At 42.4% G+C, this 13,220-nt stretch carries 16 protein-coding genes and 1 tRNA gene; 9 read left to right on the forward strand and 8 right to left on the reverse strand.

The window, feature by feature from the left end; all coding sequences use genetic code 11:
* The 5 genes from AAEY75_RS11010 to AAEY75_RS11030 form a co-directional block, all read right to left on the reverse strand.
* Window positions 1-317 (reverse strand): hypothetical protein (locus tag AAEY75_RS11010; RefSeq protein ID WP_352259596.1); only part of this gene is annotated, 317 nt, incomplete at its 3' end.
* Between the two features lie 6 nt (window positions 318-323).
* Window positions 324-572 carry a BLUF domain-containing protein gene (locus AAEY75_RS11015; RefSeq protein WP_352259597.1) on the reverse strand — a complete coding sequence of 83 codons (249 nt, stop codon included), beginning with the start codon at window positions 570-572 and terminating at the stop codon, window positions 324-326.
* Window positions 573-753: 181 nt separating this feature from the next.
* Complete coding sequence (locus AAEY75_RS11020) at window positions 754-1,113, reverse strand: hypothetical protein (protein ID WP_110924444.1); 360 nt, start codon at window positions 1,111-1,113, stop codon at window positions 754-756.
* A gap of 515 nt (window positions 1,114-1,628) precedes the next feature.
* The gene (gene nhaC, locus AAEY75_RS11025; RefSeq protein WP_352259598.1) at window positions 1,629-3,014 is read right to left on the reverse strand and encodes a Na+/H+ antiporter NhaC; all 1,386 of its coding nucleotides are present in this window, start codon (window positions 3,012-3,014) and stop codon (window positions 1,629-1,631) included.
* 245 nt (window positions 3,015-3,259) lie between these two features.
* A tRNA-Gly gene (locus tag AAEY75_RS11030) sits at window positions 3,260-3,334 on the reverse strand.
* 676 nt (window positions 3,335-4,010) lie between these two features.
* Between AAEY75_RS11030 and AAEY75_RS11035 the strand changes: the two genes are divergently transcribed.
* The 4 genes from AAEY75_RS11035 to AAEY75_RS11050 all read left to right on the forward strand — a co-directional run bounded on the left by AAEY75_RS11035 (window position 4,011) and on the right by AAEY75_RS11050 (window position 6,505).
* Window positions 4,011-4,823 (forward strand): M48 family metallopeptidase, encoded by an 813-nt coding sequence (locus AAEY75_RS11035; protein ID WP_197218245.1) that lies wholly within the window; start codon window positions 4,011-4,013, stop codon window positions 4,821-4,823.
* A 360-nt stretch (window positions 4,824-5,183) separates the two neighbouring features.
* Window positions 5,184-5,507 carry a BolA family protein gene (locus tag AAEY75_RS11040; RefSeq protein WP_197218244.1) on the forward strand — a complete coding sequence of 108 codons (324 nt, stop codon included), beginning with the start codon at window positions 5,184-5,186 and terminating at the stop codon, window positions 5,505-5,507.
* Between the two features lie 89 nt (window positions 5,508-5,596).
* Window positions 5,597-5,956, forward strand: coding sequence for a SirB2 family protein (locus tag AAEY75_RS11045; RefSeq protein WP_197218243.1), 360 nt, complete (start codon window positions 5,597-5,599; stop codon window positions 5,954-5,956).
* Between the two features lie 147 nt (window positions 5,957-6,103).
* The gene (locus AAEY75_RS11050; protein ID WP_197218241.1) at window positions 6,104-6,505 is read left to right on the forward strand and encodes a hypothetical protein; all 402 of its coding nucleotides are present in this window, start codon (window positions 6,104-6,106) and stop codon (window positions 6,503-6,505) included.
* Window positions 6,506-6,645: 140 nt separating this feature from the next.
* On the opposite strand, the gene AAEY75_RS11055 is transcribed toward AAEY75_RS11050, so the two are convergent.
* The 3 genes from AAEY75_RS11055 to AAEY75_RS11065 all read right to left on the reverse strand — a co-directional run bounded on the left by AAEY75_RS11055 (window position 6,646) and on the right by AAEY75_RS11065 (window position 8,834).
* The gene (locus AAEY75_RS11055) at window positions 6,646-7,083 is read right to left on the reverse strand and encodes a thioredoxin domain-containing protein (protein WP_197218239.1); all 438 of its coding nucleotides are present in this window, start codon (window positions 7,081-7,083) and stop codon (window positions 6,646-6,648) included.
* Between the two features lie 98 nt (window positions 7,084-7,181).
* Complete coding sequence (locus AAEY75_RS11060) at window positions 7,182-7,802, reverse strand: class I SAM-dependent methyltransferase (RefSeq protein WP_197218238.1); 621 nt, start codon at window positions 7,800-7,802, stop codon at window positions 7,182-7,184.
* Between the two features lie 159 nt (window positions 7,803-7,961).
* Window positions 7,962-8,834 carry an MBL fold metallo-hydrolase gene (locus AAEY75_RS11065; protein WP_197218237.1) on the reverse strand — a complete coding sequence of 291 codons (873 nt, stop codon included), beginning with the start codon at window positions 8,832-8,834 and terminating at the stop codon, window positions 7,962-7,964.
* 268 nt (window positions 8,835-9,102) lie between these two features.
* On the opposite strand from AAEY75_RS11065, the gene AAEY75_RS11070 reads away from it, so the two are divergent.
* From AAEY75_RS11070 to AAEY75_RS11090, 5 genes are all read left to right on the forward strand, one after another.
* Window positions 9,103-9,474 carry an ArsR/SmtB family transcription factor gene (locus AAEY75_RS11070; RefSeq protein WP_265090873.1) on the forward strand — a complete coding sequence of 124 codons (372 nt, stop codon included), beginning with the start codon at window positions 9,103-9,105 and terminating at the stop codon, window positions 9,472-9,474.
* A 72-nt stretch (window positions 9,475-9,546) separates the two neighbouring features.
* A complete protein-coding gene (locus AAEY75_RS11075) occupies window positions 9,547-11,256 on the forward strand; it encodes a SulP family inorganic anion transporter (RefSeq protein WP_352259599.1) in 1,710 nt (569 codons plus the stop codon).
* A 162-nt stretch (window positions 11,257-11,418) separates the two neighbouring features.
* Complete coding sequence (locus tag AAEY75_RS11080) at window positions 11,419-11,745, forward strand: protein tyrosine phosphatase family protein (RefSeq protein WP_197218235.1); 327 nt, start codon at window positions 11,419-11,421, stop codon at window positions 11,743-11,745.
* Between the two features lie 155 nt (window positions 11,746-11,900).
* Complete coding sequence (locus AAEY75_RS11085; RefSeq protein ID WP_110924009.1) at window positions 11,901-12,233, forward strand: protein tyrosine phosphatase family protein; 333 nt, start codon at window positions 11,901-11,903, stop codon at window positions 12,231-12,233.
* Window positions 12,234-12,435: 202 nt separating this feature from the next.
* Window positions 12,436-13,191: a glutathione S-transferase family protein gene (locus tag AAEY75_RS11090; RefSeq protein ID WP_352259600.1), complete on the forward strand. Its 756-nt coding sequence runs from the start codon at window positions 12,436-12,438 to the stop codon at window positions 13,189-13,191.
* The last annotated feature ends 29 nt before the right edge of the window (window positions 13,192-13,220 follow it).

Genomic DNA, 13,220 nt, shown 5'->3' on the forward strand with positions numbered 1-13,220 from the left:
GCCAAAAAGTTAAATGGATACGGTTTTTTGGTCAACTTGATACATAGATTCATAATCATTTGAGGATTACTTTCATTGTTCAGGTCAGGCCATGACAATAATCGCAAGTTCTTACCTTGATAGTATTCATCAGGAACTGTGTCGATTTTATCTATATCAATAAAAGGCTTAATACGTTTTTTTTGATAGTCATCAAAGTTATTGAAAATGATTCTATGGTTCTCTACAAAGGTACTAAAGAAAACACCTTGGTCTACAAAGTTGAATACACTAACACCCCAATTGGGAAAGCTACGTTCAATAATATCTACGTCCAAAAAAGCCTAAATATCTTCGTGTCTAGGATCGGCAGCTATCTTAGCCATGAGTTTGTCTACTTCAAAATTTGGCCCTTCTAATACTTGGAAATACTGACCTTCACGATAAGAGACGATACCAGTAATTTGCGACTTTGGATTATGCTCACGAGAGGCACTAATAATCTCTGATAACCCTGTAGGCATACGAACACTATGTTCACGAATTGACGCTCTGCTGATAGGTGCTCTGCTAACGTATGCAATACATTTCATTTTACCACCATTTAATAAGACATATAAGAATCAGTTAACTCATTGTCGGACATAAAGATCACATTCGTTATGCAATAGGTTTATATAACGAATATGATCTTGTTGCTCATAATCTTCAATAAAGTAAAAGCAACAAGAACATATCGATCAGCATTCATTAGGTTGAATATTGCCAACCAAATTATAGTTCTAGATTGTTTTCCACTGACTGTACTTTACGACGTGCTAGTGCAAGGTTGGCTTTAGCCTTATCAAGCACCAAATAGATAAACAAATCTTCATGCTTAGATGCAGGACGGATGATGTGTAGTTGTGACTCTAACGTGATTAAGATATCGTCAATCTCACCTTTGATATCAAGTGACTTCATGGTAGCGACTTTCGCTTTGACCACTTGTGAGTTGCCTGCAGCAGCAAGCTCTAGATCAACACCGCCACCAGTCATACCCAGTACCATGCCTGACATATAGTCGACGATACAGCCACCCATAGCGCCATCAAGGCTCATTAATTCTTGTAAAGACTCATTAATATTTGACATATTCTTCCCTATCCATGTGGTTATGATTCAATAAAGTAATTTAATCGATGAAATACATTCGTTACTTAACAATACTAAACTAAAATCCAATTGCCAGTTAACTAACTTAGGCCTTAGACTGCTTTGAGGCAACTATTAAATTTTGAGATACCTATGGCAGTGATATATCAATAACTAATTATTATTAGCACAGATGGCACACCATACTTATTACAAAAATTAACATTAATTAGTAGATTTTATTATACACACATATTAAATCTAAAAGCACGTTTATTAGAAACATTCTTAGCCAAAAAAATATGTTTGGATAGGAGTAAATAGAAAAACCTAAGTGTCATAACTTTATAGCTTGGCATAAGCACGATTAATGCATTAATTTATACCAACAATGACAAAGGATAGTATTTTGAGTACTTCTCTTGAAGGGTTTGTTACCAATCTTTAAAATTCTATTAGTAAAGGCTGAATGAAATACCTTCACTCAGGAAAAGTTGTATTCAATAATGGCATACCTAACCCAAACGACGACTAATAGTCACTCCCGTAAAACCAAATAGGAGCGTCAATAGCAAAGATAAATAACAGAAAAACGCATAAGGCAAATAATCCAACACCGGCACCCCTAATGCCTGACTGATAAACACCCCGCACACACTCCAAGGCACCAGTGGATTAATGACCGTCCCAGAATCCTCAATCGTACGAGACAGATTCTTTGGATGTAAGTTCAAACGCTCAAACGTCGAACGAAACGCCGTCCCTGACAGTAAAATACTCAAGTACTGCTCACCGATGAGCACATTGATGCTCAGTGCTGACATCGCCGCCGCAAAGATCGCCCGTCCTGACGTCGTTAACGTGTCTTTGATACCAGATAACAATGCTGGTAACACACCCAATGCCGTGAGTAACCCTCCTAAACTCAGTGCCAATATCACAATCGCCTGCATAAAGAACATACTTTGTACACCGCCACGTGACAGCATACCCCCCACTTCACCCAACTCTAATGACTCAGCCGGCGCATACCCTGCAAACAGATATCCACCCAATTGTCCAAAGCTTGGGCTGCTATGTATATAAGTGATAATGAGTGCCACAGCAATGGTACAAATAATCGTATAGATGGCATTGACTCGAAAGATAGCCAGTCCGACCAACACCACAAACGGCAATACCGCATAGTTTTGTACCAAGCCGCTATCAATCAGCTGCCCTTGTAGAATAGTCACCTGACTGAGATCAGACCCTGCTGTCTGACCTGAGAACATCCAGAACAAGATAACCGTGAGTATCCAAGCAGGAACGGTGGTGTACATCATGTTGCGAATGTGTTCAAACAGATCAATACCGACAACAGAAGATGCGATGGTACAAGTATCAGACAAGGGAGACATCTTATCGCCAAAGAACGCCCCTGAGACGACGGCACCAGCCGCAATCGCGACATTGGCGTCAAAGGCATTACTCATCCCAATAAACGCCACACCAAGGGTTGCCGCTGTGGTTAGACTACTACCCAATGCAATACCAATAATGGAAGTCAACACAAAGGCAGAGATGTAATAATACTCTGGTGAGATGAGCTGAAAGCCAAAGTACATAAGAGTAGGTATGGCACCTGACATCATTAAGGCGGCGACCATCAGACCAATAAAGAAGAACAGGTAGATGGCACCGATACCACGCATGATGCCTGAGGCCATTTGTGCTTGCATGTCATCAAAGCTCAGCCCTTTAAAGGCGCCAATGCCCAGTAGGACACAGATAGCAAGTATCAAGGAGAGATGCGGCACCCAACCAAAGCCAATCATGGTGATACCCATAATGGCGATGACGATGGCTGATATGATGAAGGCTTGCTGAGGGGAGATATGGGTGAGAATTCTTGGAGGCATGATGCGCCCTTATGATGCAGGTTGGTTTGAGATATTTAAGGGTTTACTGGTTTCTTCTGTGGCCACGCGCGTGACTGGTTGCTGGCTTTTTATTAGTACTCCGTACTTCTATTAGTTCATCGGCCAGACTCTTTGGGTGCGAATGAGTGGTTATCTTTGATTAGTCTCGACCAAATTTTATCCATAAAAAAATCCTCACTTCTTATGATAAGAAGTGAGGATTTAGTGCTTTTTCAAGCCATATTTGGAGCGGGAAAAGAGATTCGAACTCTCGACCCCAACCTTGGCAAGGTTATGCTCTACCACTGAGCTATTCCCGCTGATTATCGAATTGCAGTGTTGTTAACAACAACTCCGTCTCGATAGGCTGGCTATTCTATCAAAATTCCTGAGTGTGTCAACACCTTTTTTTATATTTATTTCCAATATTTGCACTTTAAGTCTCTATTTCTAGAGAGTCTACCTATAAGTAATTGATTTAATAATAAGTATCTCATTTACTGAAGTAATCATTATTTTCACTAGTGATGAAAATATTATGTACCATCATCATGAACTATGTTTAATCACGCCCATGCCCATCAACCAAACTGCTATTTTCGTAGTGCACCGCTACGTTATTTTATAAACAAACCTTAAGAACATATTCCACTCTACTGCATATGACCACAGTCAAAGCTTAAGGTGTTCGATACAAATAAACCAAGTAGAGATAATAAGTATAGCAAAGTCGATACGGTAGCAGAGCAATCAAGATTTGATGATATTCCACTTACAATCATACGTTGTGTTGTTACTGTTTCTACATTGGTTTTAGCCTATTAACATTATTATACTTATGGGCAATGCCGGTTCGGGTAAAATTTTACTATTAAGACAGATAAATAGAGTAATAAGTGCTGTCCACATATCAGCTAAGAATTATCATTTGACCTATTTTATAGATATATACTTTGTACAACTTTTACTTTTATCATTTACAGCGAGGATATTTTTATGAAAAAGCTAATGACCACTACCGTGATGGCAGTGTCACTGTCCACACTGACTTTAGCAGGCTGTACTAGCACGACCAACACGGGTGCCGTTGGTGTCAACCGCCAGCAGCTGCTATTAGTTTCTAGTGAGCAAGTCCTTCAGTTATCAGCAGAAAGCTACGCGAACACACTGAAAGAAGCCAAATCAAAGGGCGTACTAGACAAAAATACAGCTCAGCTTAATCGCCTAAAGATTATTGCTAATCGTTTAATCGGCCAGGTTGGTACTTACCGTACAGATGCGGCAGCGTGGGACTGGGAAGTGCATACTATCCAATCTGATGAACTGAATGCTTTTGTTGTACCTGGTGGTAAGATTATGTTTTATTCAGGTATTATCGATCGCTTGAGCCTAACTGATGATGAGATTGCAGCGATTATGGGACATGAGATGTCACATGCGCTACGTGAACACTCACGTGAGCGTCTGTCGCGTGAATATGCAACGCAAACAAGTATCGGTGTGGCTGCTAGCATATTTGGCTTATCACAAGGACAGGCTGAGTTAGCAGGTACTGCTGGCAATTTAGGTTTGAGCCTACCCCACAGTCGTACTCAAGAGTCTGAAGCTGACCAAATCGGTCTTGAGCTGATGGCACGTGCAGGCTACAACCCACAGGCAGCCGTTAGCTTATGGCAAAAAATGCAGAAAGCAAGCGAAGGCGAGCCACCACAATTCTTAAGCACTCACCCATCTAGTAGCAGTCGTATTTCTCAATTACAGGCATTGATGCCTAAAGTAACGCCGCTGTATCAGCAAGCCCGCCGTTAATCAAAACTTATTGGTAGATGTCACGTTTTGAGTCAATGTTTATAGATTATAAGAGCAGAGTGCACATGAAGTATTGTGCTCTGCTCTTTTCATTTTTAGTAAGAAATGACAATTTTAGTAAGAAATGACAATAACTATTGAGTTTGGCAATTGAGCGTATCGCTATTAATCGCGTTATTGCTGATGGTTATATTTGTTAGCCCTATACTTGGTAAGTAAGAACAATTTATTTGTCTACGCATTTCAAGAGCATGCAGTCTGGATAATTGTGTCTGCTATAATGCCCACAATATATAATCTACACATTGCTAAATATTATTAAGCAAAATACTGTTGAGCAAAACATATGGAAGGATTGTTATGACTACCACACCGACTGCTAATGCACTTAATGCAGAGCTACAAGTTCTGCAGTCACAACATTTAGAACTGGTCAATGAGTCAATGAATCATGCTGGTTATTTCGATGGTAAAGAAAGCCATTTTAAGCTTACTATTGTCAGTGATGCTTTTGAAGGCAAACGCTTGGTCGCACGCCATCAGCTCGTATATGGATTGGTTAATGCGCTACTGACCTCACAAGGTGGTCAAGTACATGCTCTAGCTATTCATGCTTATACGCCCGTCGAGTGGCAAGGCCAAAGCCCTGATAGCCCGTTATGCGCTGGACAAAACAAAGCTTAGAATGTTGTTGTTTAGATCACATGTTTTCATATAATAATTGAATGCTATAAACAAGCTGACCAATGCAAATTTAAGGAAAACCATATTCAATGAAACATTTACATATGCTAATGGCATTACTGATCATTGTGGTATTTATATACCAGAGTTATTTGGTATTAAGCTCTAATAGACGAGCGCCACGTGCGGTGAAGATAGCGTCTCATATTTTATATGCACTCATTATCGTATCAGGCGCAGTGATGCTCATGCAGCTAATGAGTGTCAATGCCCCTGTCCAATGGGCTTTCGCCAAAATAATTTTGCTCTTCACTGCTATTAGCGCTAGTGTAAAAGCATTCAAAAATCATGCAACACCTGCCCAAAGAAAAGCGGGTATTGTCATTGCGAGTATCGCGTATTTTGGTATTGTAGTACTGGCCTTTACAAAGCCTGGCAACTTATTTTGATCCGTCTGCCGTATTAAAGTTGCACATATAGCAAGACTACTCAGAGGCAAAATATTGGATAATCGATGGACTTTCAATATCTTAATCACATTATTTTTGCTATCTTGAATACATACAAAGACAATAATTCAGCCTAATGGAGCCACCATGAAAACTCTTACTACAGCGACGTTACTAGCCACAGCTGGTATTTTGGGGCTCTCAGGCTGTGCTTCTACAGGTAATGTCACACCGCAGTATGTGCCGCCAAGCACCTATCAAAGCTATGATTGCCAAGCACTCAGCCAAGAATATACTCGAGTCAATCGCTATGCAGACGCAGCACGTAACGAGCAGTCAAGCTTATCTGCCTCAGGTGTCGGGGTTGGGATTTCTGCAGGACGTTGGGGTATCTCTCCTAACATCAGTTTTGGTCTTGGCAAAAGCAACAGTACTCAAGCACGCGATGCCAAGTTATCACGGCTCTATGGCGAGAGTGATGCCATAGTACAATCTGCACGTATTCAACGTTGTAGCTTCGTCAACGGTATCAAAATTTATGGTGAGTAGCATTTAAATAAAATGAGCTATATTCGATAGCTTCGAGTACCCATAATGTTAGACGATTATTGTGATTAAAAAAGCCAATACGCAATCAACGTATTGGCTTTTTTATGACTCATCATCACGACTGTAAACTTCTCTGAAGCTTAAACGCTTAAGCTTCGCACCCACTGGATGATTTGGTCACTGGGCAGTGCGCCTGACTGCCGCGCGATTTCTCTACCGCCTCTAAAGGCAACCATAGTAGGCAAACTACGAATATTATAAGGAGCTGCTGCTTGCTCGTATTTATCGGTTTGTATCTTTGCAAAAACTACTTGCGGCAACTGACTGGCAGCCACTTTGAATTGCGGTGCCATCATAATACAAGGCTGGCACCAACTTGCCCAAAAATCAACGATGGTCAACACATCATTCTTTTGAATGAACTTGCTGACCGTTTGCGCGTTCAATTCGTGAGGGCTAGCCGTCAGTAGTGGCTGGCCACATTTACCGCATTTTGGTGCAGCGCTAAGCCGTGCAGCAGGGAGACGGTTGGTTGCGTGGCAATGTGGGCAGACTAGATGGAAGTTTTGCTCATTCATGATTTAATTCCTATTCTAATTACTCTATTGTCTTAACAGTTCGTCTTGTATAAATTGATTATACAAGCAACTTTATTATGATGATTTATGGTCATTTTCTATACCACTTGCGCTGCCACACCACTATACACGTAGCTCATCGGTCGTGGACCTGGCAAGTACGCTTCGCTTAACTCCTCGATGGCAAAACCACCTGCCCTAATCAGTGCTGGAATATCGCGATCTAAATGACACCCTCCTGCGATAGGTTTCCAAAAAGGTGTCAATCGATGCTGCCAACGCTCGACAGAAAGATCTGGCGCTAATCCATGCTCACAAAATAACAAGCGACCATCAGGTTTTAGCACTCGTGCCATTTCTTGAAGTGCCGATACCGGATCATCGATACTACATAAAGTAAAGGTCATCACAATCGTATCAAATCGATCCGTATCAGCGTGAATGCCTTGGACATCCACGGCTATCACTTCAACTGGAATGCTGATGTCACTCGCCCGCTTACGTGCGAGTGTCTGCATCTGAGCGGCTGGGTCGATACCAACAATAGAAGAGACTCGTTTGGCATTATAAAACGGTAGATTCAAACCGCTTCCAATCCCAACTTCGAGTACTTCGCCTAGTGCTTGAGGAACAATTTTAGACCGCGCTTTCATCACATTACCCGCACTACAAGCGACATCGATCAGCTTGGGCAATACATAACGTTTGTAAGGGTTCATTGCTCTCTCCAGTTATCGCCGAGATTAGCGCTTGCAGGTAGATATACCGAGCTTCTATATAGCGGACCATCTACAGATTAGCATTATTATAGAGATCTAGCATACGATACTTGCATCGTGCTGCACGGGGTAACAACTTTTACTTACTACACCGTTTTTTTATTTACCAAGAGCGTTAATCGGTACTTTCAGATAACGGATACCATTGTCTTCCGGCTCTGGGAAATGACCTGCATCAATATTAACTTGTACCGAAGGAATAATTAAGCGCGGCATATCAAGCGTAGCATCACGACGCTCACGCATTTCTACAAACTCGGCTTCATTGATCCCCTCTTTCACATGGATATTACCCAGTTTTTGCGCTGCCACAGTAGTGCTTGGACAGTGTTTTCGACCCTTGCTTGGATAATCATGGCACAGATACATCATCGTATCTTCAGGGAGTGCCAGCAGCCTTTTGATTGAATGATACAAGGTTTTGGCATCTCCACCGGGAAAATCGCAGCGAGCCGTACCCACATCTGGCGCAAACAAAGTATCTCCGACAAAGACCACTGTTTTTTCATCATCAGCAGCAACATACGCCATGTCAGCTCGCGTGTGACCTGGCACATACATGACCGTAATAGTAATATCGCCAAGCGCCAAAGTCTCGCCATCATCTGTCAAAATATCAAACTGACTGGCATCCGTGCGAAAACTGGTATCGAAATTAAAGATTTGCTTGAATGTTTTTTGTACTTCGGTGATATGCTGCCCTATGACGAGCTGACCACCTAACAATTCTTTGACGTGTGCAGCCCCTGAGATATGATCGGCATGGGCATGGGTTTCTATAATATAGACCAGCCCCCAGCCATGCTCACGGACAAACTCAATCACCTCATCGACACTCGTAGTGCCAGTACGTCCTGACTTGGCATCAAAGTCTAATACGGGATCGACGATGGCACATACTTGCTTCTGAACATCTGCCAGTACGTGAGTATAGGTCTCTGTATCGCTATGTAAGAATGAATGGACTTGCATGGCTGCCTCTTTGTATTTCTATGAATATTTTAGTTTTTAATAAATTCTTAAGTATAATATGCGCTCAGCTCTCGTATCTGCAGCGACATATCAATTGACTGTGCATACTAACATAGCAGTTATTATACATTTTATAAATTTATATAATGTAAATAAACATAACTTGATAAAGACTCATGTATCATTGATAATTAATCACGTTTATCTATAAATGCTATACCCTACTATTTATACTTAATATAAGGAGCTCGCTCTGAAACCTTCAGCATTGAGCACATCAACTACTAGCCCGAGCGACCCTATATCACCTAGTGAGACAGAGTCTGCACCTAAAGACCTTGCTGAGCAAATGAAACAAGCTTCGATGCAAGCCAGCCAGCTATTAAAGTCACTCTCGCATCCTGATCGCCTGTTACTGCTATGTCAGCTGACTCAAGGAGAGTATTGCGTCAGTGAACTTCAAAGCTTAGTCGGTGTTGGACAACCAAGCTTGTCACAGCAATTGGGTATCCTACGCAAAGACGAGCTGGTCTCGACACGCCGTGAAGGCAAGAACATCTACTATAGTATTGCCAGTGACGATGCTTTAGCGGTTCTAGATCTCCTTTACCAACGCTTTTGTGCCAAAACAGACGGATAGATTATCCGCTTAAGAATCGGCTGTAATAACGTTCAACACACTCTAACTTTTTTATCATGATGACGTATTGCTATGCTTTCTATTGCCACTCGTCTAATTCCCGCTTGGTTGCGTCAATACAAGCTATCTGCGCTGCCGACTGACGTCATCGCAGGATTGGTCGTTGGTGTGCTCGTGATTCCGCAAAGCTTAGGCTATGCGGTGCTAGCAGGTCTGCCACCTGTATATGGCCTGTACGCTGCTATCGTGCCCGTTATGGTCTATGCATGGATAGGCTCAAGTAATATTCAAGCAGTGGGGCCTGTCGCTATCACTGCGATTATGACCGCCAGTAGTCTGCATCCTTATGCAGCAGAAGGCGCTCAACAGTATGTGTTGATGGCCAGCTTGCTATCATTGATGGTTGGGGCGATGTTATCGCTAGCTGGGTGGCTAAAGCTTGGCTGGATCATGCAATTTATCAGTCGAGGGGTTTCTGCTGGTTTTATCAGTGGTGCCGCGGTGCTTATCTTTATCAGTCAGCTGAAATACCTAACGGCTATTCCCATAGCAGGAAATGGCTTATTCGGTTATTTGTCCAGTATGCAACTGTATGCCCGTCAGCTGCATCCGCTCACCTTACTCATTGGTGTGATCGCTTTTGCACTGTTGGTTGCCAATCGTTACGGCAGCCAATGGGTATGGAGATCTTGGTTGCCATCTACATATGCCAAATGGGCAGAGCGCTTATTTCCGCTTATTCTGCTCGGCATTGCGATTGTCATGAGTATGAGCTTGCATTGGACCACAAGCGGTGTCGCAACGATTGGTAGTATTCCGCAAGGGCTACCGACCTTTACCTTTCCTTATGTACCCAACTTCGATGTCGCCCTCAACCTATTACCTAGCGCGGGGCTAATGGCGCTGATTGTATTTGTCTCAAGCAGCTCAGTCGCTAGTAATTATGCCCGTCTGCGCGGTGAGAGCTTCAATGCCAACCGCGAACTGACTGGACTTGGGTTTGCCAATATCGCAGGTGGTTTCTTTCAAAGCTTTGCAGTCGCTGGCGGATTTTCTCGTACTGCTATCAATGCTGACTCAGGTGCCAAAACGCCTGTTGCTAGCTTGGTAACGGTGCTGGTAATGATTGCGGCTTTGATTGCTTTTGGCAACGTGCTAGCGCCACTGCCCTATGCGATATTAGGCGCAACCATCATGGCCTCTATTATCGGCCTCATTGATATGACGACATTGAAGTCAGCATGGCAACGAGACCGCTTAGATGCTGCCAGCTTTATGGCGGCATTTATAGGCGTGCTGATATTTGGGCTAAATACAGGCCTAGTCATTGGTCTTATGGTTTCGTTTGCTAGCCTGATTTGGCAATCGAGCAAACCGCATGTGGCAATCGTCGGACAGCTTGCCGGCACGGGGCATTTTCGCAATATCAATCGTCATGATGTGCTGACATTTAGTCACTTATTGATGTTACGTGTCGATGAAAGCTTGTTTTTTGGTAATAGTGAATCCGTGCACCGCCGCGTGATACACGCCACACAACAATACCCGCAAGCGTACGAGATCGTCCTTATCATGTCAGCCGTCAATCACATTGATTTGACTGGACAAGAGATGCTCATCAGCCTAAATAAAGAGCTGCTGATTCAGGATAAGCACTTAAATTTTAGCTTTATTAAAGGGCCGGTCATGGATATCATTGAAAATACCCCTGTGATCACCGACCTCTCAGGACACGTCTATTTAAGTACGATGGATGCAGTAGATGCGCTAAAGGATATATGAACCAACGCTTATAGACTAAATCAATAGCCATTATTGTCTGTGGCAAGATATAGCTATGATAAAAGCTGTGTTATGCTAGTCATCAAACATACTATAGAGAAGCGGCATCTAGCCATACTTCTATCTTCAAATGCCTTTTTATATCCGTAACCGAAGCGACTTATGACCGATAACATCACTATTTATAAGCAAATCTATCCAAGCCAATGTCTCAAAATTGCTGAACTTGGCTACCGCTCTGTGCTCAATATTCGTCCTGATGCTGAGACAGAAACGCAGCCGAATAGCTGTGACTTTGCCAGTGCAACTGCAAACGCAAATTTGACCTATCATCACCTACCATTTGATGATGAGCGCTTGAGCATGCTAACTGTCAAACAGTTTGCCGATTTTTATCACTCTATGCCCAAGCCTATACTTATGTTCTGTGGTACTGGTGCACGCGCCAAATTGCTTTATCAAAGTGCGTTAATGCAAGGTCTGCTATAGAATTGTTGGATTCATAAAAACCGTTGTATTTATAAAAACTGTTACGATGTTTACATAGCTCATCTTTAGAATTTTGCGCATTCAGCTTAGGCTTAGTACAGTCGTTACAGACCAAACACTTCACTCTTTCATATAAAAAATAACAAGGAGCTCCTATGAGCCATCAAGTTAGTTTTACTGGACAAATCACCCCTGATCAAGTACCAATGATTGCCGAAAACGGCTTCAAAACTATTATCAATAACCGTCCAGATGGTGAAGAACCAAATCAACCGACCAGCGCTGATATTGAAGCCGCTGCGAAAGAAGCAGGACTTGCTTATAAAGAGATTTCTTTTGCTGGTAATGAGCTAAATCAAACGCACGTCGAAACGTTTGCGGACTTTTTCAATCAAGCTGAGCAGCCAATGCTGATATTCTGCCGTACGGGTAACCGCTCAAACGGTATCTATGAAGCAGCCAAGCAAATGGATTTGTTAGACGACTAATTCGTTGATTGATGAATTATGACAATCGTCACAGACCATTAATAATTGCGCCCGTCCAACATTTGGATGGGCGTTTTCTGTTAGAGCTATCGCTAATAATGAATTTGCTATTGCTCCAATACTAATAGAATATCGTACTAATAAGATTGTAGTGCTGAGAATATAATTAAATGCTACTTATAAAACTTAATAGGACATCATTATGAGCAATTCACAAAAACCTCTACTCATTATTGGTAATAAAAACTATTCGTCATGGTCATTGCGGGCTTGGTTATTGCTGAAGGCATTCGACATTGATTTCGATGAACAGCTGATTGAGTTGCTTCATCCGTCATCTACACAAATTCTCGACGAGCACGCCCCAACGGGAAAAGTGCCCGTTTTAGTATATGGTCAAGGTGATGATAAGGTGACGGTATGGGATACTTTAGCGATTGCCATTCATGCCAATGATTACCTGACAGATATAGATATTTGGACCGGATTAGGCAAATCTGACGCTGACACTACTAATGATAATAGCCACAGAATAAATAGCGCCTATTGCCAGAGTATCGTCGCTGAGATGCATTCAGGGCTGATGGGTATTCGTAGTGAGATGCCGATGAATATCAGAGCCACTGCAAAAATACAGCCAAGTGCTGCATGTTTGAGTGATATCGCCCGTATAGAAGATATCTTTGCAGATTGTTTAAAATCTCGCTCAACAGACAGCTATCTGTTTGGTCAGTTTACTGCTGCCGATGCTTTTTTCGCTCCTGTGGTTCTACGCTTGCAAACTTATGCGAATGCCTCAGGCATAAAGTTACAACCGATGACCAAGCAGTACTGTGAGGCAATGCTAAACAACCCTCATATACAAACTTGGCGAAATGCTGCGCTTACAGAAACTCGTATCATTGAAGAAGATGAAGCGGGCCAGATAGTCTCATTGGTTGGGGCATTGGCAGAGTAAAACTGAATCAAGCCCACATCAAACTTTAG

It is taken from the genome of Psychrobacter sp. TB55-MNA-CIBAN-0194, from assembly GCF_040309505.1.
GTDB classification, from domain to species: Bacteria; Pseudomonadota; Gammaproteobacteria; order Pseudomonadales; family Moraxellaceae; genus Psychrobacter; species Psychrobacter fozii.